The following is a 22,744-nucleotide window of genomic DNA, read 5'->3' on the forward strand; positions in this document are numbered from 1 at the left end:
GGACGCTTCCTTTGTACTCACCCTCTCGGGCTTTCCTCCGGGCGCTTCCCTTCGGTGTTTCCAAACTCTATCAGGTCGTTTTCGCCTCTCTGACCACGATGATCTGTGGACATGAGGAACCAGACCCCACGATAGGATCCGACTCGATAGTTGCTGCCTGGCCACGACGCTTAAGTGCGTCGTTCGGCGCTGGGCAGGAGTCCGACTCTACAACGGCGTCCGGGTCGGCGCAAATCGTTTGTGCAGTGCTTCTACGTCTGCCAACCGGGACCTCTCGTGCGGAACCGGGACTTCTTATGACTTACGCTTCTGAACAGTGCGTCGTCCAGGACAGGTAGTGACGGCGGTATCGAATCTCCACCCCCTGGGAGGCTTGCCATGACCAGCGTTTCGTCCCCGCTTGCTGGACGCGCCATCGGACTCGCTGCGGTACCCGATCCCGTGTTCTCGGGAGCGATGGTCGGCCCCGGCACGGCCATCGACCCGGTGCGCGAGCCCGGCGAGGCGGTGGCTCCCGTCGACGGCGTCATCGTCTCTCTTCACCCGCACGCCTTCGTCGTGGTGGACGCCGAGGGCCACGGGGTTCTCACGCACCTGGGCATCGACACCGTTCAGCTCAATGGCGAGGGCTTCGAGCTCCTGGTCAACAAGGGAGACACCGTACAGCGGGGTCAGTCCGTGGTGCGCTGGGACCCGGCCGCCGTCGAGGCCGCCGGCAAGTCTCCGGTGTGCCCCATCGTGGCGCTCGAGGCGACGGCCGAGTCGCTGTCCGACCTCGTTGAGGACGGCGAAGTGAAGGCCGGCGACGCTCTCTTCGCCTGGAAGTGACGGCAGCGCCGTCGCTGGTCGACGGCAGGTAGGACATCCACCGCGGCGGCTGGGCCCGTCGCACTACCGGAGACGGGTGCAATGGAGACAACGCTGCGAGGCGTCGGCGTGAGCCACGGGGTGGCGATCGGCGAGGTTCGGCACATGGGCACGGCGGTCCTCGAGCCTCCGGCCAAGCAGATCCCGGCGGAGGACGCGGAGCGCGAACAGGGGCGCGCCCGCAAGGCCGTCGAGGCTGTGGCCGCCGACCTGATGGCACGCGGCAACCTGGCCGGTGGCGAGGCCCAGGCAGTGCTCGAAGCGCAAGCGATGATCGCTCAAGACCCGGAGCTGATCGCCGACGTGGACCGGCGCATCGCCGTCGGCAGCACCGCCGAGCGCGGTATCTACGACGCGTTCTCCCACTACCGCGAGCTCCTCGCGGGCGCGGGTGAGTACATGGCCGGTCGCGTCGCCGACCTCGACGACGTGCGGAATCGTATCGTCGCCCGGCTGCTCGGCGTCCCGATGCCGGGTGTGCCGGACAGCGACGAGCCGTACGTCCTCATCGCACGTGACCTCGCGCCCGCGGACACCGCTCTCCTCGACCCGACGCTCGTGCTCGGCTTCGTCACCGAAGAGGGTGGACCGACCAGCCACAGCGCGATCCTGGCCCGGGCGCTCGGTGTGCCCGCCATCGTCGCGCTGCCCGGTGCCGGTGAGCTCGCCGAGGGCACGGTCGTGGCCGTCGACGGCAGCACCGGCGAGATCTTCGTCGACCCCAGCGCGGAGAAGCGCGCCGAGCTGGAGGCCGCCGCGGCCACGCGCAAGGCCGCGCTCGCCGCGTCGACCGGGCCGGGCGCCACCTCCGACGGACACAAGGTGCCGCTGCTCGCGAACATCGGCGGTCCCGCCGACGTGCCCGCCGCGGTCGAGGCGGGTGCCGAGGGCGTCGGCCTGTTCCGTACGGAGTTCCTCTTCCTCGACGACAGCACCAAGGCGCCGACCGAGGAGAAGCAGGTCGAGGCCTACCGCAAGGTCCTCGAAGCCTTCCCCGAAGGGCGCGTCGTCGTCCGCGTCCTCGACGCCGGTGCGGACAAGCCGCTCGACTTCCTGACGCCGACCGACGAGCCGAACCCGGCCCTCGGTGTGCGCGGCCTGCGTTCACTGCTCGAGCACCCGGAGGTGCTGCGGACCCAGCTGACCGCGCTGGCCAAGGCCGTAGAGGGGCTTCCCGTCTACCTTGAGGTCATGGCTCCGATGGTCGCGGACCGTGCGGACGCCAAGGCGTTCGCCGACGCCTGCCGTGAGGCAGGGCTGCAGGCCAAGTTCGGCGCCATGGTGGAGATTCCGTCCGCCGCGCTGCGGGCGCGCTCGATCCTCCAGGAAGTCGAGTTCCTTTCGCTCGGCACCAACGACCTGGCGCAGTACACCTTCGCCGCCGACCGGCAGGTCGGAGCGGTGTCCCGGCTGCAGGACCCGTGGCAGCCCGCGCTGCTCGACCTGGTCGCGCTCTCCGCCGAGTCCGCGAAGGCCGAGGGCAAGAGCTGTGGCGTGTGCGGTGAGGCCGCGTCCGACCCGCTGCTCGCGTGTGTGCTGACCGGTCTGGGTGTCACCTCCCTGTCCATGGGCGCCGCGTCGATTCCTTACGTCCGGGCGACGCTGGGCAAGTACACGCTGGCCCAGTGCGAGCGTGCCGCGGCCGCGGCACGCGCCGCCGACAGTGCCGAAGAGGCGCGCAAGGCGGCTCAGGCCGTGCTGTCCGGCGAGTAGTCGGACCCGGTCCGTCCTGGGCATGCCGTCCGACGACGAGTGACGGCAGTTCAGAAGGCTGAGCAGGAGGGCGCTCCACCCGCGAGGGTGGGGCGCCCTCCCGCGTCAGTGGCGGTGTCCCCCTCCTCGCTCCTCGTCCTCCCCCAGGTCGGGTGCCGCGCAGTAGTCGACGCCGGACTCCGGGGCGATGAGGTCGCCGGAGCGGGCGTCGGTGCAGTAGGCGTCGAAGACCTCCGCGGAGGTGAGAGGGTGCAGTCGCTCGCCTTCCAGGCGCCAGCCGTGGACGCGGTCGCGGGTGCCGTCGCTGGTACGCATCACCAGACCGCCGGAGCTCTGGATCGCGATGCCCACCGCCAGGACCGTCGTGAACTCCAGAGCCTCCGTCTCGTCCAGTTGGGGACTTCCGTCGTCGGCGCACGTGACGTGCAGTGCGGCGAGGAGGGTCTGACCGTCGCACGGGACGCTGCACACGAGGTGGCGGGCGACGGGGCCGCCGGTGCCGATCGCGCGCATGAGCAGGTCGGAGGCCCGGGCGAAGGCCGCACGTCCGATGTCGACACCGCAGTCCGCGCAGGCGCCGATGCGGGCCAGGAGCATCGTCGCGTACTCCCAGGTGCTCTGCCGGACGGTCTCGTCGACGAGCTCTGGGACCATCTCGGCCAAGGTCTGGCCGTCGTACGGCATGGTCGGGCCCGTTGTCGCCAGTTCGGCGGTGAAGCGGGTGCGGCTCGCGGAGGCGTCCGGATCGAGGTCGTTCTCCGCGCAGAACTCCGCATACTCCTCCGGGTCGAAGAGCGCGACGCACGTCAGCCTGCCCTGGGCGGCGAAGGACCTGAGCAACGCCTCCACCTGCTGCAGATACGTCACGTGGTCGTCGAAGGTGAAGGTGCGATACCGGCGCATGGCCGCGAAGTCCTCGGCGTCGGCCAGCAGGCCGATGGTGCCGGCGACCTCGCGGCGCAGGACGCGTCGCATCGTGTCGTGCTGGGTGTGCCCCATGATTCCCCCCTGCGGTCAGTCGATCAATGCTCACTCACCGTAACGGGAGGCACTGACAATGACCGCTGAGCGTGAGGGGTTCAGGCGCGTTCGCGGGCCAGCCGCTCGTAGAAGCGGAGCAGTTCGATGTTGTCGACCGAGCCCGCGTTGACCGCCTTCTGCAGCGGTGTGCCCTGGAGGAGGCGCTTGACCGGGACCTCGATGCGCTTGCCCGTGAGGGTGTGCGGAATGCCGGGCACCTCGATGACCTCGTCCGGGACGTGGCGGGGCGAGAGCTGTTCGCGGATGGTCTGCTTGATGCGGGCGCGCAGGTCGTCGTCGAGCGTGGCTCCAGGGGCGAGGTGGATGAACAGCGGCATCCAGTAGCCGCCGTCGGGCAGCTCGACGCCGATGACCAGGGACTCGCGGATCTCCGGGAGGCGTTCGACGGCTTCGTAGATGTCGGCGGAACCCATACGTACGCCCTGACGGTTGAGCGTCGAGTCGGAGCGGCCGTGGATGACGACGGAGCCTCGCGAGGTGAGGGTGATCCAGTCGCCGTGGCGCCAGACTCCGGGGTAGGTGTCGAAGTAGCTGTCGTGGTAGCGGCTGCCGTCCGGGTCGTTCCAGAAGTGGATCGGCATGGACGGCATCGGGTTGGTGACGACGAGTTCGCCGACTTCGTCGATGAGCGGCTTGCCCTGGGCGTCCCAGGCCTGGAGATCGGTGCCCAGGCAGGGCGCCTGGAGTTCGCCGATGTGGACGGGGAGCGTCGGTACGGCGCCCGCGAAGCAGGAGCAGACGTCGGTGCCGCCGCTCACGGAGGCGATCCACACCTCTCCGGAGGCGTCGGCGAACTCGTCGTGCAGCCAACGGAATCCGTCGGGCGGCAGCGGTGAGCCGGTGGTGGCCACGCACTGCACGCGGGAGAGGTCGAAGTCCCGCGCGGGGTGCACGTCCGCCTTGCGGCAGGCCATGACGTACGCGGCGGACGTCCCGAAGAGTGTCGCTCCGGTGCGCTCGGCCACGCGCCACTGGGCGGCGGTGTCGGGGTAGCCGGGGCTGCCGTCGTAGACGACGATCGTCGTGCCCGTGAGCAGGCCGGAGACGAGGAAGTTCCACATCATCCAGCCGGTGGACGTGTACCAGAAGAACCGGTCGTCGGGGCCGAGGTCGCAGTGCAGGCCGACCTGCTTCAGGTGCTCTACGAGGATGCCGCCCTGGGACTGGACGATCGCCTTGGGCAGGCCCGTCGTCCCGGAGGAGTAGAGCACCCAGAGCGGGTGGTCGAAGGGGACTGCTTCGAAGACGGGGGCCGTGTCCGCCGCGGTGAGCGCGGACCAGTCCAGTGCGCCCTCGGGAGCCTCGGTGCCGAGGAGGGGGATGTGGACGACCGCGCGCAGGGTGGGCAGTTCACGGCGCAGTTCGGTGACGGTGTCGCGGCGGTCGTGTTCCTTGCCGCCGTAGCGGTAGCCGTCGACCGTGAAGAGGACCACCGGTTCGACCTGCTGGAAGCGGTCGAGGACGCTGCGGGCGCCGAAGTCGGGCGCGCACGAGGTCCAGACGGCACCGACGGCGGCGGTCGCGAGGAGGGCGACGACGGCCTCGGGGGTGTTCGGCAGGTAGCCGCTGACGCGGTCTCCGGGGCGCACGCCGAGGCCACGGAGCTCCGCGGCCAGGGACCCCACTTGGCGGCGCAGCTCGGACCAGCTGAGCGGGGTCGGGTCCTGCGACTCGTCCACGTGGAGGATCGCCGGGGTGTCCGCGCGCGCGGGGTCCTCGCCCGCGCGCAGGGCGTGCTCGGCGTAGTTGAGGGTGGCGCCCGGGAACCACTCGGCGCCGGGCATGGAGCGGTCGCCGAGCACGCGCGCGTAGGGCGTCGAGAAGCGCACGTCGAACCATTCGGTGACGGCTTCCCAGAAGGTGTCGAGCTCGTCGACGGACCAGCGGTGCAGGGACTCGTAGCCGCCCGTGGCGGGCGCTCCGTGGTGCTCGGCGGCCCATGCCTGGAAACGTGTGACCTGTGCGCCGGCGATCCGCTGCTGGTCCGGCTGCCAGAGCGGCGAGGGGTTCGCTGAGGACATGGGTCTGCTCCTGGACTGTGCGCGTCGTGGGCGGCTGTCGTGCGCACGGGCGTGGTGTGCGCGTGACACGGATGACACGGACGATGCCATGTGATCGACTTCCGCACCAGGGTGTCCTGCCGGACGGGCCTTGTGGGGTGTCTCCGGAGAGAGTGGGTAACGCAAGTCGGCGCTCGGGATGAACGGCAGTTGAACGCGGTACTCCTGCTGCTCCTTCGGTGGCAGGGTGAGCAGCATGAACGGTCGTGACCTGGTGCGTTCGGTGAAGGCGGTCGGCCTGTCCGACACGGCCCATGGGTTGCGCATGGTGCGCTCGGCATGGCGTCGGCGGCGGACCGACGCGGCGGGTCTGCCGCCGCGGGGCACCGAGCGGGCCCGGACGCCGGGTCCCGTCACCCTGGTGGAGCCCGGCCCGGGCGGTGGTGTGGTGCGGTTCGCGCGGTCCGAGCTGAGGGTGCGGGTCACGTCGGGCGGGGCGGTGTTCTGGGGCTGGGACGGCGCCGAGCCCGATCCGTCGTACGCGCTGGCCGCCGGCAGTCCCGAGGCGGATCCGCGGGCCGTGCTCGAGCCCGACAAGGAGGGCGGCTGGCGGGTGGTGTCGGAGCGGGCCACCGTGGTCGTCTCGCGGCACGGCGCGGTCGAGCTGCGCACGCCCGGCGGGGTGATGCTGCGGCGCGATCTGCCGCCGCGCTGGTGGGAGCCGGTCGGGGGCGGTACGGCACGCTGGGTGCAGCGGTCGGAGGTGGCGCCGGACGCACGGTTTTTCGGTCTCGGCGGGCGGGCTTCGGGGCCACGGCTGCGGAACGGGACGTACCGCTTGTGGAACACGGATCCCGGTGGCTCCTTCGGGCCCGCGGACGACCCGCTGTACATCACGATGCCGGTCCAGTGGGTCGTCGCCGACGTGGGGACGCATCTGGTGTTCCACGACAACACCTGGGACGGCACGGTGACCGTGCGCGAAGGCCAGGAGGGCGCCGGTTCCGGGCACGACAGGGCGGGCTCGTGCGAGGTCCGCATGGACGGGGGGCCGCTGCGGTGCTGGGTCATGATGGGCACCCCCGCGCGCGTGCTGCACTCCTGGGCGACGCTCACAGGCACCCCCACGGTGCCGCCGGCATGGGCGCTCGGGCACCATCACGCGCGGTGGGGCTTCGGCAGCGAGCAGGAGGTGCGCAGGATCGTCGCGGGCTACCAGGAGCGCGGACTTCCCCTGGACGCCGTGCACTTGGACATCGACCACTTCGACGGGCACCAGGTGTTCACGGTGGACAAGGAGCGCTTCCCCGCCCTGCCGAAGCTGGCCGCCGAGTTGCGCGGAGCGGGCATCCGGCTGGTGTCGATCGTGGATCCCGCGGTGAAGGCCCAGCCGGGGAACGCGGTGTACGACAGCGGGGCCGCGGCGGACGCGTTCGTGCGGGACGCGGCGGGGCGGGCCGTGCGGGGCCTGGTCTGGCCCGGTGAGTCGGTGTACCCGGACTTCACGGCCGGGCGGGTGCGCAAGTGGTGGGGCGGGCTCTACGACGAGCGGCTCGCGCAGGGTTTCGCGGGCTTCTGGCACGACATGAACGAGCCGGTGTCGTTCGCGGCCTTCGGGGAGACGACCCTCCCCCGCTCCGCCCGGCACGCGATGGAGGGGCGTGGCGGCGATCACCGGGAGGCGCACAACATCTATGCCCTCGGGATGGCCCGCGCGGGCTATGAAGGGATGCGCGAACTGCGGCCCACGGAGCGGCCGTTCCTCTTCTCGCGCTCCGGCTGGGCGGGAATGCAGCGCTACGGAGGTACGTGGTCGGGCGATGTGGCCAGCGACTGGCCGGGGCTGCGGGCCTCGCTCGCGCTGGTGCTCGGGCTCGGCCTCTGTGGGGTGCCGTACTCCGGACCGGACATCGGAGGCTTCGACGGCAGTCCGTCGCCGGAGCTGTATCTGCGGTGGTTCCAACTCGGGGCGTATCTCCCGCTGTTCCGTACGCACGCGGCCCTGCACGCCGGTCGCAGGGAGCCCTGGGAGTTCGGGCCCGATGTGCTGGAGCACGCGCGCGTGGCGCTCGCCGAGCGGGGCCGGCTGCTGCCGTACTTCGTGACGCTCGCGCACCTGGCGCGGCGCACCGGCGCGCCGTATGTGCGTCCCCTGTGGTGGGGGTGTCCCGAGGACAGGGCGCTGCGGGACTGCGAGGACGCGTTCCTGCTCGGGGACTGTCTGCTGGTCGCGCCCGTGCTGCGGGAGGGCGTCGTCGACAGGACCGTGCGGCTGCCGCCCGGCCGGTGGTACGACACCGTGACGGAGCGGGCGTACGAAGGGCCCGGCAAGGTCCTCCTGGACGCTCCCCTGGCCCGCATACCGGTGCTCGCGCGCGCGGGCGCCGTGCTGCCCGTCCGGGGCGCGGACGGGCAGCTCGCGCTGGAGGTGTGGGCACCCGCGAAGGGGCGCTCCGGCGGTGGTCTGGTGATCGCGGACGCCGGTGACGGGTGGGAGGACCCGGAGCTCCAGCGCTTCGGTGCGCGCTGGAGCGGGGACGAGCTCGTGGTCGAGAAGGAGGGCGACGGGCCGCAGCGGGCCGTGGAGTACACGGTGCGGGTGCGCGGGGTGTGAGACGACCACCGCGGCCGGGCGCGGCCCGCGAGATCAGATGTAGCGGCCCTCGAACCATCCGCGTACCACCGACGTGTGCAGCGGGAAGGCGAGTTCGGTGGGCCGGTGCAGCAGGTCCCAGCCGTCCGTCTCGTCTGTCGGCGCCGACTGCGGCAGGTCGGTCGCCGGCCGTTCGGGCAGCAGGCCGAACAGCAGCACATGCCCGTCGGGCGAGCTGAGCACCTCGACGATGCGTACGTCATGGCTCGCCGCGCTGATGCCTGTCTCTTCCTTGAGTTCCCGGACGACGGCATGGCGCCAGTCCTCGCGGTGGTCCACGTAGCCGCCGGGCAGGGCGGTGCCTCCGCGCGCGGGGGCGATGGACCGGGTCACGACGACGAGGCCGGTGCCCTTCGTGTCGTACGCCGGCTGGAGGGCTATGGCGACGGGCAGCGGATTCCGGTAGGCCACGGTTTCGCAGTCCGGGCAGTTGCGGGGCCAGCCTGTGACGTGGTCTCCGTAGAGCGCGCCACAGCTTGAGCAGTGGGAATCCGGTGCCGAGTTGGTGGGGTGCAGGGTTGGGGACACGCGGCGGACTGTATCCGATCTCCGGGTGCCGGTCTTCCGCGGAGGGCCAACCTCCTGATAGACGCGGGTGCATGACACTGTTCGCCCCCGCTCTGCGGAAACTCGCCGTCACCGCCGCCGCCCTGTTCGCCGCGGCCACGGTGCCCACCCCCGCCCAGGCGCACACCGAACCCCAGGCCCCCAAAGGCTTCGTGGCGCTCAGGGACGTGGACCCGACGATCATCCAGGAGATGCGCTACTTCACCCCGCACAACTTCGTGGGCGAGCCCATCGACGGCTACCGGAAGCCGATGTGCATCCTCACCGAACCCGCGGCGAAGGCACTGCACAAGGCGCAGCGGAGCCTGTTGCGCAAGGGCTACTCCCTGAAGGTGTACGACTGCTACCGGCCGCAGCGGGCCGTGGACCACTTCGTGCGGTGGGCCGAGGATCTGAAAGACGAGCGCATGAAGGGCGAGTTCTATCCCCGGGTGGACAAGACGCGCCTCTTCGAAGACGGCTACATCGCCAAGAAGTCGGGGCACAGCAGGGGCTCCACGGTGGATCTGACGATCGTGCGGCTCCCGGCGAAGCCGACCCGGCCGTACGTCCCCGGAGAGCCGCTGAAGCCCTGTTACGGGCCCCAGGGCGAGCGATTCCCCGACAACTCCGTCGACATGGGCACCGGGTTCGACTGCTTCGACACGCTCTCCCACACCGACGACCCGCGCGTGACCGCGAAACAGCGCGCGCACCGGGACCTGCTGCGCGGCACGCTCGTGAAGTCCGGCTTCGTCAACCTTCCCGAGGAGTGGTGGCACTTCACGTACAAGCCCGAGCCCTTCCCCGACACCTACTTCGACTTCCCGGTGTCGCGCCGGGCGCTGCCCGTGGCACACTTCTGACGTTCCGTCAGATCCAGTGTGCGGGAGGGGCCTTGTCGCGAGTGCGTACGCCCGTGGTGGCGCGGTGGTTCGACGGAGAGGGGGACGGCTTCCGGCTCCTCGGCACGCGGTGCGCGGCGTGCTCCGCCGTTTTCTTCCCGCGCGAGGAGAGCTTCTGCCGCAATCCCGGGTGCGCCGGGGACGAGCTTGTCGAGGTCGCGCTGTCGCGGCGCGGGCGGGTGTGGTCGTACACCGACGGCCGCTACCGCCCGCCGGCGCCGTACGTCTCGGACCCGGAACTTCCTTGGGAGCCCTACACGTTGATCGCTGTGGAGCTGGAGGCGGAGCGCATGGTGGTGCTCGGGCAGGCGGCTCCGGGGGTGACCGTGGCCGACTTGGAGGTCGGCATGGAGGTGGAGGTCGTCCCCGGCGTACTTGGGGAGGACGCCGGGACGACGTGGACGACGTGGCACTGGCGACCCGTGGGGGTGACGGCATGACCGATGACGTGGCGGTGCTCGGCGCGGGCATGCACCCCTGGGGCAAGTGGGGACGCGGCTTCGTCGAGTACGGGACGGTGGCGGCGCGGGCGGCCCTTGCGGACGCGGGGGTCGACTGGCGGGACATCACGTCCGTCGTGGGCGCGGACACCGTGCGGGGCGGGTATCCCGGGTACGTGGCGGGGGCGACGTTCGCCAAGGCGCTCGGCTGGCAGGGCGCGCGCGTGGCCAGCGTGTACGCGGCGTGCGCGTCCGGGGCCCAGGCGATCGCCACGGCGCGCGCCCAGTTGCTCGCCGGGCTCGCCGACGTGGTCCTCGTGGTCGGCGCGGACGCCGCCCCGAAGGGCTTCTTCCGGCCCGCGGGAGGCGACCGGCCCGACGACCCGGACTGGCTGCGTTTCCGCGTACTCGGCGCCACGAACCCCGCGTACTTCGCGCTGTACGCCCGCCGCCGCATGGCCGTGCACGGCGACACCCTGGAGGACTTCGCGCACGTCAAGGTGAAGAACGCGGCCCTGGGGGCGCTCAATCCGAACGCGCGCTACCGCAAGCCCGTCACCGCCGACGAGGTCGCCGCATCCGCCGTCGTCGCCGATCCGCTGCGGCTGCTCGACATCTGCGCCACGTCGGACGGCGCGGCGGCGCTCGTGCTGTCCACGCTGGACTTCGCCCGCCGGCACGACGCGGCAGCACCGGTGCGCATCCGCGCGGTGTCCACCGTCACGCCCACCTATCCGAACACGGTCCTGGATCTGCCGGACATCGCCACCGACTCGGCCGCGGCCGTGCCGCCCGCCGAGCACACCTTCCGGCAGTCCGTGGCGCACGCGGCATACGAAGAGGCGGGCATCGGCCCCGACGACCTCTCCGTGGCCGAGGTGTACGACCTGTCGACGGCCCTGGAACTCCAGTGGTACGAGGACCTGGGCCTGTGCGGTGCGGGCGAGGGCGCCAAGCTCCTGCGGGAGGGCACGACCGCGCCCGGCGGGCGCATACCCGTGAACACCAGTGGTGGACTCGCCTCCTTCGGAGAGGCCGTTCCGGCCCAGGCCATCGCCCAAGTATGCGAGTTGACTTGGCAGTTGAGAGGTACGGCGGGCGCGCGGCAGGTCGAGGGGGCGCGGGTCGGGATCACCGCGAACCAGGGTCTGTTCGGGCACGGCTCGTCGGTGGTGGCGGTGCGCTGAAGGTGGCCACAGGCGCCGCCGCGGGGGTCCGCCACGGAAGGCGTCGCGCCGGTCAACCCGTGGCGTCCGCGACCTTGACGCTCCATCACCACCGGTGAACACTTCCCGGTGTCAGTCGGGATCGCCGCTCTTCGGCACCTCGCCGCTCAGGGCCCGTGTGCTCCAAGGCTCAGCACGAAGAGCCTGTTCAACGGGTCATCCCCCATGGGCGATTCGACTGCGACGGCACGCTCGTCACCGAGGCCGGGCGGGGCGCGGGACCCCCTGTCTTCCGCCGGTGCGGCGGGCAGCGGCCGGGCAGTAGTCGTGGGAACGCACCCTGCACGGAGTACCGGGGCCCACCACCCCGGGCAAAGGCCTAGGAGCCGCCATGTACTCGAATGGGGACATCTTCGTCGGTGAGATCATCGGCACCGCGATCCTGATTCTCTTCGGCGCCGGTGTGTGCGCCGCCGTCACTCTGAACCACTCGAAGGCCAAGGCCTCCGGGTGGATCGTCATCGCGTTCGGCTGGGGCTTCGGTGTGATGGCGGGCGCCTACACCGCCGCGCCGCTGTCCGGCGGGCATCTCAACCCGGCCGTCACGCTCGGCATCGCCGTCGACACCGAGAAATGGGACAAGGTCTGGATCTATCTGGCGGGGCAGATGATCGGCGCCATGCTCGGCGCCGCCCTCGCGTACCTGGTGTATCTCGCGCAGTTCAACGCCAACGCCACACGTGGCGCCAAGGGCGGGCCCGGGACCGACAGCCCCACGCCGACGCTCGGCATCTTCTCCACCATCCCGGAGATCAGGAACCCGGTCGCCAACCTGCTCACCGAGATCATCGGGACCGTCGCCCTGGTGCTGCCCATCCTCGCCTTCGGACTCACCAAGGGGCTCGGTGAGTCCGGCACGCAGATCCTGATCGTCGCGTTCCTCGTCGTCGGCATCGGCCTCTCGCTCGGCGGGCCCACCGGGTACGCCATCAACCCCGCGCGTGATCTCGGCCCGCGCGTCGTACACCACTTCCTGCCGATCCCGAACAAGGGGACGTCGGACTGGAGTTACGCCTGGGTTCCGGTCGCCGGGCCGCTGATCGGCGGACTCCTGGCGGGCCTCATCTACAACGCAGCCTTCTGAGCAGCCTTCCTCCAAGGGGTAGCCATGACGGACAGCTCCGTGAAATTCGTCGCCGCAATCGACCAGGGCACCACCTCGAGCCGCTGCATCGTCTTCGACCAGGACGGCGCGATCGTCGCCGTGGACCAGCGCGAGCACCGGCAGATCTTTCCCAAGCCCGGCTGGGTGGAGCACGACGCGACCGAGATCTGGTCCAAGGTGCAGGCGGTCGTGGCGGGCGCGCTCGCCAAGGCGGGACTGCGCGCCGACCAGCTCAGCGCGCTCGGCATCACCAACCAGCGGGAGACGACGGTCCTGTGGGACCGCGCCACCGGCAAACCCGTGCACAACGCGATCGTCTGGCAGGACACCCGGACATCGGCGCTCTGCAACGAACTGGGCGGCTCCGACGGCCAGGACCGCTTCCGTGACCAGACCGGCCTGCCGCTGGCGAGCTACTTCTCCGGGCCGAAGGCGGCCTGGCTGCTCGACAACGTCCCCGGCCTGCGGGCACGCGCCGAGCGCGGCGACATCGCCTTCGGAACCATCGACTCCTGGCTCATCTGGAACCTCACCGGCGGCACGGACGGCGGCGTACACGTCACCGACGTCACCAACGCCGGGCGCACGATGCTGATGAACCTGGAGACCCTGCAGTGGGACGCCTCGATCCTGTCGGCGATGAACGTCCCCGAAGCGGTCCTTCCGGAGATCAAGTCGTCGGCCGAGGTGTACGGAACGGCCGTCGGGCAACTCGCGGGCGTGCCCGTCGCCTCCGCGCTCGGCGACCAGCAGGCGGCGATCTTCGGACAGGCCTGCTACGACACCGGGACGGCCAAGAACACCTACGGCACGGGCAGCTTCCTGCTGCTCAACACCGGCAACCGGCCCGTGGCCTCCAAGAGCGGCCTGCTCACGACCATGGGCTACAAGATCGGCTCCGAGGCTCCGGTGTACTGCCTGGAGGGCTCGATCGCGATCACCGGGGCGCTCGTGCAGTGGTTCCGCGATCAGCTCGGCATCATCCGCAGCGCCGACGAGATCGAGACACTCGCGGCGAGCGTGGACGACAACGGCGGGGCCTACATCGTGCCCGCGTTCTCCGGCCTGTTCGCGCCGTACTGGCGCTCCGACGCGCGCGGTGTCGTCACGGGCCTCACCAGGTACGTCACCAAGGCGCACCTCGCCCGCGCGGTCCTGGAGGCGACGAGCTGGCAGACCCGCGAGGTCGTCGACGCGATGTACCAGGACTCCGGGGTGCGCATCACCACCCTGAAGGTGGACGGCGGCATGACCAAGAACAACCTGCTGATGCAGCACCAGGCCGACGTCCTCGGCGTGCCCGTCATCCGGCCGCGGGTCTCTGAGACGACGTGCCTGGGTGCCGCGTACGCCGCCGGGCTCGCGACGGGCGTGTGGAACGACCTGGACGAGCTGAAGGCCCACTGGCAGCGCGACGCCGAGTGGACGCCGCAGATGGCGGACGCCGAGCGCGAGCGCGAGTACCGCAACTGGCGCAAGGCGGTGGAGCGCAGCTTCGGGTGGCACGAAGAGGACACCGCCGCCTCCAGTGGTGGCGGCGCCGACTCCGGAAGCTGAGGCACTTGCCGCGCGCCCCCGGCCATCGCCCCGGCCGAGGCGCGTGCGGCAGGCACGCGCGCGTGGACGGCCGTCGGGCCGCACGCGCGCGTGGCCGGTGCGCGGCCCGTACCCCGGTCGGCGAGGGTACGGGCCGTGACCGCCCGCGTCAGGTGGCGACCGGCTCCCTGGCCGCCGCCCCGATGGCCATCGCGTGCTCGACGACGTCGATCAGGACCTCCTTGACGGACTCCTTCTCGCGCGCGTCGCACAGCACCACGGGCGTGTTCTCGTCGAGGTCCAGGGCGTGGCGTACCGCGTCGCCGGGGTAACGCGTCGCCCCCTCGAAGCAGTTGACGCCGACGACGAACGGTATGGAGCGGCGTTCGAAGTAGTCGACGGCGGCGAAGCAGTCCTCCAGGCGGCGGGTGTCGGCGAGCACCACGGCCCCGAGCGCCCCGGTGGCCAGCTCGTCCCAGAGGAACCAGAAGCGGTCCTGTCCGGGGGTGCCGAAGAGGTACAGGACCAGGTCCTCGCGCACCGTGATCCGGCCGAAGTCCATGGCCACGGTGGTGGTGTGCTTGCCAGGGACGCCGTTGGTGTCGTCGACGGGCCGCCCGGCCTCGCTGAGGTTCTCCTCCGTGCGCAGTGGCTTGATCTCGCTGACGGCGCCGACGAGGGTCGTCTTGCCCACGCCGAAGCCGCCCGCGACCAGGATCTTCAGCGTGACCGGCTCGACTGGGGCCGTGCCGCGCTCAGAACGCTTGAAGATCATTGCTCTCTTCTCCTGCATCAGTCATCAGTGGTGTCGCGTGCGTCAGTTGGGGCGTGGTGCGTCGGGTGCGGCGCGTGCGCCGGTGGTGCGCTGCGGTGGCGGGCCGTACCCGCCGCCGCCCGGTGTTTCGATCACGAGTACGTCGCCGAGGCCGGTGTCGGCCGAGTCGCTGCCGTCGAGCCGTACGACGCTTCCGTCGGCGCGCTCGACGCGGCCCGAGCCGAGGGCGCCCGGCTCGCCGCCCGCCATGCCGTAGGGCGGCACCACGCGGTGCTGGGACAGCGTGGAGACCGTCATGGGCTCACGGAAGCGGATGCGGCGTACGGCGCCGTCTCCGCCCCGCCAGCGGCCGTTGCCGCCGCTGGCGTGGCGTACGGCGAACTCCTCGAGGACGACGGGCAGTCGCCATTCGAGGACTTCGGGGTCGGTGAGCCGCGAGTTGGTCATGTGGGTCTGTACGACGGAGGCGCCGTCGAAGCCGTCACCCGCGCCGGAGCCGGAGGCCACCGTCTCGTAGTACTGGTAGCGGTCGTTGCCGAAGGTGACGTTGTTCATGGTGCCGGAGCCCTCGGCCTGCACACCGAGCGCTCCGTAGAGGGCTCCTGTGATCGCCTGTGAGGTCTCCACGTTGCCCGCGACCACGGCCGCCGGTGGCTCCGGCGACAGGAAGCTTCCCGTCGGCACGATGATGCGCAGCGGCCGCAGACAGCCGTCGTTGAGGGGGATGTCGTCGTCGACCAGCGTGCGGAAGACGTACAGGACAGCGGCGTTGACCACGGCGAAGGGCGCGTTGAAGTTGGTGGTCAGCTGGGGCGAAGTCCCGGTGAAGTCCACGGTGGCCGTGCGTTGTTCGCGGTCTACGGAGACGCGTACTCGGATGAGGGCGCCCGAGTCGGTCTCGTAGGTGAACTCGCCCTCTTCCAGGGTGTCGATGACGCGTCGTACGGAGTCCTCGGCGTTGTCCTGGACGTGCCGCATGTAGGCCTGTACGACATCGAGCCCGAAGTTGTCGATCATGCGGCCCACTTCGTCGACGCCCTTCTGGTTGGCGGCGATCTGGGCGCGCAGGTCGGCGAGGTTGGTGGCGGGGTTGCGGGAGGGGTAGCGGGTGTCGGTCAGCAGGCTCAGGGTCTCGGCCTCGCGGAAGCGGCCGGCTTCCACGAGCAGCCAGTTGTCGAAGAGGATGCCCTCCTCGTCGATGGTGCGGCTGTGCGCGGGCATGGAGCCGGGCGCGATGCCGCCGATCTCCGCGTGGTGGCCGCGTGAGGCCACGTAGAAGAGAATCCGCTCTCCGGAGGAGTCGAAGACGGGGGTGATGACGGTGACGTCCGGGAGGTGCGTGCCTCCGTGGTACGGGTCGTTGACCGCGTAGGCGTCGCCCGGCCGCATGGTGGTGCCGCGGCGGCGGATGACCTCCTTGACGCTGGTGCCCATGGATCCCAGGTGGACGGGGATGTGGGGGGCGTTGGCGACGAGACTGCCATCCGGGTCGAACAGGGCGCAGGAGAAATCGAGCCTCTCCTTGATGTTGACCGACTGGGCGGTGGACTCCAGGCGGGCGCCCATCTGCTCGGCGATCGACATGAAGAGGTTGTTGAAGACTTCGAGGAGGACCGGGTCGGCCTCCGTCCCGGCGGCGGAACTCGCGGGCGCCGCCACCCGTTCCATGACCAGGTGCCCGTCGTCGGTCATGGCAGCCCGCCAGCCGTCGTCCACGACGGTCGTGGCGCTGGCCTCCGTGATGATCGCGGGCCCGGTGACCCGCTCCCCGGGCGGCAGTTCCTCGCGCCGGTGCAGGGGCACTTCACGCCAGGAGCCGCCCGTGTGCAGGCGCACGGTCCGCGCGGTGCCGCGCTCGGCCGCACCGCCGAGCACCGAGAGGTCCGGGGGCTCGGTGAGCCCGGTGGCCTCCACGGAGAGCGCTTCGACGACGACGGGGCGGTCCAGGGCGAAGGAGTAGGTGGCGCGGTGGCGTTCCTCGAAGGCGCGGGTCATGGCGTCCGGCTCGGTGAGCTCGACGGTGAGGGTGGTGTCGGTGCCGTCGTAGCGCAGGTGGGCGCGGCGCGTGACGTGCACGCGGTCGGCCGGCACGTCCTCGGCGGCGAGTTGATCGCGGGCCGCGGCCTCCAGGTCGTCGGCCGTCTTGTGCACGCGCGGCATCGAGGCGACCTCCAGGGGCGCCTCCACGGACTGCTCGCGCATCGCCGTGGTGTCGGCGAGGCCGATGCCGAGCGCGGACAGGACGCCCGCCATGGGCGGCACGAGGACGGTGCGGATGCCGAGCGAGTCGGCCACCATGCACGCGTGCTGGCCGCCCGCGCCGCCGAACGTCGTCAGGGCGTAGCGCGTGACGTCGTGGCCCTTCTGGACCGAGATGCGCTTCACGGCGGCGGCGATGTTGGCGACGGCGATCTGGAGGTAGCCCTCGGCGACCTGCTCCGGGGTGCGGTCGTCGCCGGTCCGCTCGGTGATCTCCCGGGCGAGGTCGGCGAAGCGGTCGCGGACGAGCGCGTCGTCGAGCGGCTGGTCGCCGTCCGGGCCGAACACCCGTGGGAAGTGGGCGGCTTGGACGCGGCCGAGGGCCACGTTGGCGTCGGTGACCGTCAGCGGGCCGCCGCCGCGGTAGCTCGCGGGGCCGGGGGCCGCGCCCGCCGAGTCGGGCCCCACGCGGTAGCGGGCGCCGTCGAAGTGCAGCACGGAGCCGCCGCCCGCGGCGACGGTGTGGATGTCGAGCATGGGGGCACGCAGGCGTACACCGGCGATCCGCGTCGTGAAGACGCGTTCGTACGCACCGGCGTAGTGCGACACGTCCGTCGACGTACCGCCCATGTCGAAGCCGATGACCCGGTCGAACCCGGCGAGCCGCGACATGCGGGCCATCCCGACGATGCCGCCCGCGGGCCCGGACAGGATGGCGTCCTTGCCCCGGAACTGACCGGCGTCCGCGAGCCCGCCGTTGGACTGCATGAACATCAGCCGCACGCCCTGGAGTTCGTCGGCGACGTGCTCCACGTAGCGCCGCAGGACGGGCGACAGATAGGCGTCGACGACCGCCGTGTCGCCGCGCGGGACGAGCTTCATCAGGGGGCTGGCCTCGCTGGAGAGCGAGACCTGCGGGAAGCCGGTCCGGCGCGCGAGTTCACCGGCCGCCTGCTCGTGGGCGGGGTACAGGTGGCTGTGCATGCAGACGACGGCGACGGCACGGATCCCGTCGTCGTGGGCCTGCCGCAGGGCCCCGGCGAGTGCGCCGAGGTCGGGGGCGCGCAGGACCTCGCCGTCGGCGCCCACGCGCTCGTCGAACTCGATGACGCGCTCGTAGAGCTCTTCGGGGAGGACGATGGCGCGGGCGAAGATCCGCGGGCGGTTCTGATACGCGATGCGCAGCGCGTCGCGGAAGCCGCGCGTGATGACCAGAGCGGTCGGCTCGCCCTTGCGCTCCAGGAGGGCGTTGGTGGCGACGGTGGTGCCCATGCGGACCACGTCGATCGGTACGTCACCCACGCCGCGCGAGACGTCCGCGTCGAGCACGCCATCCTGGACGAGGAGTTCCCGGATGCCCGCGACGGCCGCGTCGGCATAGCGCGCGGGGTTGTCCGACAGGAGCTTGTGCGTGCGCAGGCCACCGTCCGGGCGGCGTGCGACGACATCCGTGAACGTGCCGCCCCTGTCGACCCAGAACTGCCAGCCTGTCACGTCTCAATCCCCGCTTTCGCGCTGTTCAGAGCGCCCGGAGGCCGTTGATCACGTCGCGCAGAATACTCTCGTCCGGCAGCTCGGCGGGGGGTACGGGGCGGGTCACGTGCACCAGTCGGTCGTCGACCAGATCACCTATCAGGACGCGGACCACGCCGATCGGAAGGTCCAGTTCCGCCGCGAGTTCCGCGACGGACTGCGGGGTGTCGCGGCACAGGCCGACGATGTCCACGTGCTCCGGGGACAGCGTCTGGTCGGCCTCCGTCTCCTCGGCACGCGACTCCGCGATCACGACCGCGATGAGGTCGAGGCGGTGCTGGCCCGTGCTGGTGGTGCGGCCACGCGTCATGGCGTACGGGCGCACCACCGGACCGGCGTCGTCGTCGAACCAGTGGGGCAGTGCGGCCTGACCGTCGTCGTCGCTCATGCCCTCCCACTACCCTCCCGTGGGCAGGTCGGTGCGTGGCGCCGAACCCAGATGCACACCCACCCTCTTGACCAGCAGCGTCATCTCGTACGCGACCAGACCGACGTCGGAGTCCGCGTCCGCGAGGACGGCGAGGCAGCTCCCGTCGCCCGCGGCCGTGACGAAGAGGAAGGCCTCGTCCAGCTCGACGACCGTCTGGCGGACCTTGCCCGCGTCGAAGTGGCGCCCGACGCCTTTGGCGAGGCTGTGGAATCCGGACGCGACGGCGGCGAGATGCTCACTGTCCTCGCGGGTCAGATTCTTCGACACGCCAGTGGGCAGACCGTCTCCGGAGAGCACGAGCGCTTTGCGGATGCTGCCGACACGCTCCACCAAGTCGTCGAGGAGCCAGTTCAGCTCTCCCGATCCCCCGGTCGCGGTGGTGCGTGCGTCGGCCTTCGGTGCGGTCATCGACCGTCCCCCTCAGATGTCGTTCCTGGTGCTGCGCCGTCCGGGACGTCGTCGCCCGAGGCGTTCTCTTCGCGGCCGCGCTGCCAGCCACGCTGGAGCGAAGCCATCCGGCTGCGTACCTCGTCGGCGTCGCGTTCCTCCGCTCCGGCCCCTGCGGGGGCCGTGTCGAGCTCCGTACGGCGGTCCGGGCTGTCCTTCAGCTGCGGGGCGAGATTCGCCTGCCGGACCCTGCGGGGCAGCCCGCCTGCGGCCGGCACGACCGGTTCCTGGGCCGCCGTGCGGGGCGGCGTCTCCGTGCTGCCTGCGGCCCGGTCCATGGGTTCTCTGTCCGTCCTTGCCGCCCGGTCCGCACCGGGCGCTGTCTCCGTGCGGGTGGTGGCGCGCGGCGCGTCCGTCATCGGACGGCGCCGGGGCAGGAGCGGCTGCGCCCCTGCGGGGCCGTCCGTGCCCAGGGGACGCGGCGGGGTCAGATCGGGCCAGCCCGAGTCCGACCGGGGGCGTCGCGGCAGATCGAGAGCTGCGTCTCCGGAGGCGTCGACGGCATCCCGCGCGGGGGCGCCGAATCCGTCCCCCGGGCCGCGGACATCGGCCCCGCGCGCGAAGCCGCGGCCGGGCCGTGCGGCGCCGTTCTCGCCACGCCGCGCGCGGGCGTCGTCGCCCTCGGGGTCGGCGGCGTCCGCGTCGCGGGTACGCGTGGGGCCGACGCGGCGGCCGTGCGAGGACACCAGCTTCGGCGCGCGGCGGCGGGCCAGGGGCACGGTGCCGCCGGTGGTGAGCTCGTCGTCCAGGGGCTCTTCGGGGTGCAGGGCGTCGTGTCCGGCGGAGTCGGCGGCGCGGGCCGGTTCGCCGAGGTCGGACTCGCGTGCGTCGCGGGCCTGTTGGTGCTGCTCTCCGGGGGTCTCCGCGACGCGACGGCGCGGACGGAACAGTCCGCCGCGCTCACTGTCCTCGTCCTCAAGGGCGCCCGGGAAGCCGTCGAGCCCGGCCATGCCGACCGGCGCCTCCAGCTCGACCGGTCCGTCCAGGAGGGACGCGGGGAGTCCGGGGAGCTCGACGGGGACCTGCGCGAGGGCCGCGGCGCGGTCGTCGGCGGTGTCGCCCACGGACTTCTGCGGCTGCGGCCGGTCGAGACGGAAACCGACGCCTCCGGTGTCGGGCACGTCGTCGGTGAGCAGCGACTCCGGGATGAACACGACGGCGGTGGTGCCGCCGTACGGGGAGGGCTGAAGGGACACCCGGACGCGCTGGCGCTGGGCCAGCCGGCTGACTACGAAGAGGCCGAGACGGTCGGTGTCGGACAGCTCGAACTCGGGGGTCTCGGCGAGGCGGAGGTTGGCGTCGAGGAGCGCTTCGGAGGCCATGCCGAGGCCGCGGTCGTGGATCTCCAGGGTGAAGCCGTTGGCGACGTGCTCCCCCAGGACCTGCACCGCGGTGTGCGGCGGCGAGAACACCGTGGCGTTCTCCAGGAGTTCGGCCAGCAGGTGCGTGAGGTCGGCGACCGCGGGGCCGGTGACGGCGATGCGCGGCAGGCGGCGCACCTCGATGCGCTCGTAGTCCTCCACCTCGGCGACGGCGGCGCGGACGACGTCCATGAGCTGGACGGGCTTGCGCCACTGCCGCGAGGGGGCGGCGCCGGAGAGGATCACGAGGCCTTCGGCGTGCCGCCGCATGCGGGTGGTGAGGTGGTCCAGGCGGAAGAGGTCGGCGAGTTCGTCGGTGTCCTCGGTCCTGCGCTCCATGGTGTCGAGGAGCGTGAGCTGCTTGTGCAGCAGGACCTGGCTGCGGCGGGCGAGGTTGACGAACACTTCGGAGACGCCACGGCGCAGGTCGGCCTGTTTGACGGTGGCCTCGACGGCGGCGCGCTGCAGGGTGTTCATCGCCTGGCCGACCTGCCCGATCTCGTCCTTGTCGTACGTCAGGCGCGGAGCCTCGGTCTCCACGTCGACCTGCTCGCCGGACGCGAGGCGGCGCAGCAGGCCGGGGAGCCGCACACCGGACGCCTCGTGGGCCTCCAGGCGCAGGCGGCGCAGGTCGCGGATGAGGCTGCGTCCGACTCGGACGGAGAGGAAGATCGAGAAGAGTACGGCGAGCAGGCCGAGCACACCGGCGACGGCGAGTTGCACGATGACGCCGACGGCTTCAGGGCGGGCCCGGTCGCGCAGGCGGTCGACGGCGTCCTCGTCGCGGTCGTCGAGGCTCGTGAGGATCTTGTCAGCCTCACGGTTCCAGTCGCTGGAGGTGACCCCGCGCGGGGTGCCCCCGCCGGACTCCATGAGGGACTTCTCCGCGTCGCGCAGCCGGCTCGTCTCGGCGCCGTTCCAGTAGCGCTCGTAGCGGGCGCGCTCGTCGTCGGGGAGCTGGATGAGGCTGTTGTCGAGGAGCATGGTCCGCTGCGCCACGAGGTCGGTGACCTGGCGGATCTCACCCTTGGTGACGGTTCCCGCGACCAGGGCCGATCCGATCAACGCGTCCTCACGGGACAGCAGTTCGCGGGCCTGGCCGATGCCGACGAGGGCGCGGCCCTCCGCGGTCACACCGACGTCGTCGAGGGCGTTGAGCGTCATCAGGAAGCCGAAGCAGGGGTCGGTCAGGCGCGTGTACATCTTCAGCGCCTTGTCGCGGCTGATCGTGCCTTCCTCGACCGTGCGGCGCAGCGCGTCGAGCCCCTTGAAGGCGTCGAGCGCGACGGTCAGGCGCTCCTCGGACTGACCGTCGAGGACCTCACGGGAGTCGGAGCTCTTGGCCTTGGACTCGACTTCGGCCACATGTTTGTCGGTGGCCTCACGGCTGCGGCGCAGCGCGGCGAGGGCGTCCGAGGCACGGGGATCCGCCAAGTAGACGAGCGTCTGGCGCCGCTCCTCCTGGACCACCTGGGCGGTGTCCTGGACGGGTCTGGCCAGGTCGTCGAGGATGTAGGCCGTGTCGATCAGCTTGTTCGCCTCGCGCCCGGTGAGGAACGTGGCAAAGCCCCAGATCGCCGTGAGGGACACGAGCGGCACGAGCAGCAATGCCACGATCTTCCGGCGGATGGACTTCCCGCGAAAGCGCATGGCCTCCCCCAGATAGGGCCCCTTACAGCCGCGCAATGGCCCGGGGCACACATGTGCGTCAACAAACGGCGCGAGCCTACTACTGACACACGGGCAACTCGAAGGCACGTCCGGACGCTTTTCAGCCGTGACGTGAAAGGGGCGTCCTCAGTTGTCCGCCCATTGGGGGAGATTGCCTCCCGCAAGTGGCACATGCCAGCCGACTCCATCACCCGTACCGACGGGCCCAGTTGGCCTGAAGTGTTCGCCGCATGGAACCGTTCGGGCCGAAAGGCGATCTCTCGTCCCGGGCCGGGAATCTTCCGCGGCGCCCATTC

The 22,744-nt window shown here is 71.2% G+C and carries 16 protein-coding genes; 8 read left to right on the forward strand and 8 right to left on the reverse strand.

The features are described from left to right. Window positions 1-378: 378 nt before the first annotated feature. Window positions 379-828: a PTS sugar transporter subunit IIA gene (locus IEY91_RS25440; RefSeq protein WP_164326511.1), complete on the forward strand. Its 450-nt coding sequence runs from the start codon at window positions 379-381 to the stop codon at window positions 826-828. An 81-nt stretch (window positions 829-909) separates the two neighbouring features. Continuing rightward, the gene (gene ptsP, locus IEY91_RS25445; protein WP_189175839.1) at window positions 910-2,580 is read left to right on the forward strand and encodes a phosphoenolpyruvate--protein phosphotransferase; all 1,671 of its coding nucleotides are present in this window, start codon (window positions 910-912) and stop codon (window positions 2,578-2,580) included. Window positions 2,581-2,685: 105 nt separating this feature from the next. On the opposite strand, the gene IEY91_RS25450 is transcribed toward ptsP, so the two are convergent. Together IEY91_RS25450 and IEY91_RS25455 are read right to left on the reverse strand one after the other, a co-directional pair. Next, the gene (locus IEY91_RS25450) at window positions 2,686-3,579 is read right to left on the reverse strand and encodes a DUF8829 domain-containing protein (RefSeq protein ID WP_189175840.1); all 894 of its coding nucleotides are present in this window, start codon (window positions 3,577-3,579) and stop codon (window positions 2,686-2,688) included. Window positions 3,580-3,659: 80 nt separating this feature from the next. Beyond that, complete coding sequence (locus tag IEY91_RS25455) at window positions 3,660-5,642, reverse strand: acetoacetate--CoA ligase (RefSeq protein ID WP_189175841.1); 1,983 nt, start codon at window positions 5,640-5,642, stop codon at window positions 3,660-3,662. A gap of 235 nt (window positions 5,643-5,877) precedes the next feature. On the opposite strand from IEY91_RS25455, the gene IEY91_RS25460 reads away from it, so the two are divergent. Beyond that, complete coding sequence (locus IEY91_RS25460) at window positions 5,878-8,235, forward strand: glycoside hydrolase family 31 protein (protein ID WP_189175842.1); 2,358 nt, start codon at window positions 5,878-5,880, stop codon at window positions 8,233-8,235. 33 nt (window positions 8,236-8,268) lie between these two features. On the opposite strand, the gene IEY91_RS25465 is transcribed toward IEY91_RS25460, so the two are convergent. After that, window positions 8,269-8,802, reverse strand: a complete 534-nt coding sequence (locus IEY91_RS25465) for an NUDIX domain-containing protein (protein WP_189175843.1) — start codon at window positions 8,800-8,802, stop codon at window positions 8,269-8,271. Window positions 8,803-8,873: 71 nt separating this feature from the next. Here IEY91_RS25465 and IEY91_RS25470 point away from each other — a divergent pair, with 71 nt between their 5' ends. The 5 genes from IEY91_RS25470 to glpK all read left to right on the forward strand — a co-directional run bounded on the left by IEY91_RS25470 (window position 8,874) and on the right by glpK (window position 14,053). Then, window positions 8,874-9,686 (forward strand): M15 family metallopeptidase, encoded by an 813-nt coding sequence (locus IEY91_RS25470; RefSeq protein ID WP_164326505.1) that lies wholly within the window; start codon window positions 8,874-8,876, stop codon window positions 9,684-9,686. A gap of 53 nt (window positions 9,687-9,739) precedes the next feature. Further along, entirely contained in the window at window positions 9,740-10,165 is a 426-nt protein-coding gene (locus IEY91_RS25475) for a Zn-ribbon domain-containing OB-fold protein (RefSeq protein ID WP_189176009.1), read from the forward strand. Next, window positions 10,162-11,352, forward strand: coding sequence for a lipid-transfer protein (locus tag IEY91_RS25480; protein ID WP_189175844.1), 1,191 nt, complete (start codon window positions 10,162-10,164; stop codon window positions 11,350-11,352). The genes IEY91_RS25475 and IEY91_RS25480 overlap by 4 nt, the downstream gene beginning before the upstream one ends. A gap of 370 nt (window positions 11,353-11,722) precedes the next feature. Next, window positions 11,723-12,475 carry an MIP/aquaporin family protein gene (locus IEY91_RS25485; protein ID WP_189175845.1) on the forward strand — a complete coding sequence of 251 codons (753 nt, stop codon included), beginning with the start codon at window positions 11,723-11,725 and terminating at the stop codon, window positions 12,473-12,475. Between the two features lie 24 nt (window positions 12,476-12,499). Beyond that, window positions 12,500-14,053 carry a glycerol kinase GlpK gene (gene glpK / locus IEY91_RS25490; RefSeq protein WP_189175846.1) on the forward strand — a complete coding sequence of 518 codons (1,554 nt, stop codon included), beginning with the start codon at window positions 12,500-12,502 and terminating at the stop codon, window positions 14,051-14,053. A 148-nt stretch (window positions 14,054-14,201) separates the two neighbouring features. Here the strand turns inward: glpK and IEY91_RS25495 are convergent, their stop codons facing one another. The 5 genes from IEY91_RS25495 to IEY91_RS25515 are packed head-to-tail and all read right to left on the reverse strand — an operon-like array spanning window position 14,202 to window position 22,427. Beyond that, the gene (locus tag IEY91_RS25495) at window positions 14,202-14,807 is read right to left on the reverse strand and encodes a GTP-binding protein (protein WP_164326501.1); all 606 of its coding nucleotides are present in this window, start codon (window positions 14,805-14,807) and stop codon (window positions 14,202-14,204) included. Window positions 14,808-14,849: 42 nt separating this feature from the next. Beyond that, complete coding sequence (locus IEY91_RS25500) at window positions 14,850-18,500, reverse strand: hydantoinase B/oxoprolinase family protein (protein ID WP_189175847.1); 3,651 nt, start codon at window positions 18,498-18,500, stop codon at window positions 14,850-14,852. A 25-nt stretch (window positions 18,501-18,525) separates the two neighbouring features. Then, on the reverse strand, window positions 18,526-18,927 hold the full coding sequence (locus IEY91_RS25505; RefSeq protein ID WP_164326499.1) for a DUF742 domain-containing protein: 402 nt from the start codon (window positions 18,925-18,927) through the stop codon (window positions 18,526-18,528). A 9-nt stretch (window positions 18,928-18,936) separates the two neighbouring features. Next, window positions 18,937-19,377: a roadblock/LC7 domain-containing protein gene (locus IEY91_RS25510; RefSeq protein ID WP_164326498.1), complete on the reverse strand. Its 441-nt coding sequence runs from the start codon at window positions 19,375-19,377 to the stop codon at window positions 18,937-18,939. Continuing rightward, complete coding sequence (locus IEY91_RS25515) at window positions 19,374-22,427, reverse strand: nitrate- and nitrite sensing domain-containing protein (protein ID WP_164326497.1); 3,054 nt, start codon at window positions 22,425-22,427, stop codon at window positions 19,374-19,376. Before IEY91_RS25515 ends, IEY91_RS25510 begins: the two co-directional genes overlap by 4 nt. Between the last annotated feature and the right edge of the window lie 317 nt (window positions 22,428-22,744).

Origin of the sequence: Streptomyces lasiicapitis (assembly GCF_014646335.1) — a bacterium.
In the GTDB taxonomy this organism is placed as follows: Bacteria; Actinomycetota; Actinomycetes; order Streptomycetales; family Streptomycetaceae; genus Streptomyces; species Streptomyces lasiicapitis.

Bases quoted from the DNA above. Each gene is read 5' to 3' on its own strand.
- IEY91_RS25440 (WP_164326511.1), top strand. From the start codon at position 379: ATGACCAGCGTTTCGTCCCCGCTTGCTGGACGCGCCATCGGACTCGCT.
- ptsP (WP_189175839.1), top strand. From the start codon at position 910: ATGGAGACAACGCTGCGAGGCGTCGGCGTGAGCCACGGGGTGGCGATC.
- IEY91_RS25450 (WP_189175840.1), bottom strand. From the start codon at position 3,579: ATGGGGCACACCCAGCACGACACGATGCGACGCGTCCTGCGCCGCGAG.
- IEY91_RS25455 (WP_189175841.1), bottom strand. From the start codon at position 5,642: ATGTCCTCAGCGAACCCCTCGCCGCTCTGGCAGCCGGACCAGCAGCGG.
- IEY91_RS25460 (WP_189175842.1), top strand. From the start codon at position 5,878: ATGAACGGTCGTGACCTGGTGCGTTCGGTGAAGGCGGTCGGCCTGTCC.
- IEY91_RS25470 (WP_164326505.1), top strand. From the start codon at position 8,874: ATGACACTGTTCGCCCCCGCTCTGCGGAAACTCGCCGTCACCGCCGCC.
- IEY91_RS25480 (WP_189175844.1), top strand. From the start codon at position 10,162: ATGACCGATGACGTGGCGGTGCTCGGCGCGGGCATGCACCCCTGGGGC.
- IEY91_RS25485 (WP_189175845.1), top strand. From the start codon at position 11,723: ATGTACTCGAATGGGGACATCTTCGTCGGTGAGATCATCGGCACCGCG.
- glpK (WP_189175846.1), top strand. From the start codon at position 12,500: ATGACGGACAGCTCCGTGAAATTCGTCGCCGCAATCGACCAGGGCACC.
- IEY91_RS25495 (WP_164326501.1), bottom strand. From the start codon at position 14,807: ATGATCTTCAAGCGTTCTGAGCGCGGCACGGCCCCAGTCGAGCCGGTC.
- IEY91_RS25505 (WP_164326499.1), bottom strand. From the start codon at position 18,927: ATGAGCGACGACGACGGTCAGGCCGCACTGCCCCACTGGTTCGACGAC.
- IEY91_RS25510 (WP_164326498.1), bottom strand. From the start codon at position 19,377: ATGACCGCACCGAAGGCCGACGCACGCACCACCGCGACCGGGGGATCG.
- IEY91_RS25515 (WP_164326497.1), bottom strand. From the start codon at position 22,427: ATGCGCTTTCGCGGGAAGTCCATCCGCCGGAAGATCGTGGCATTGCTG.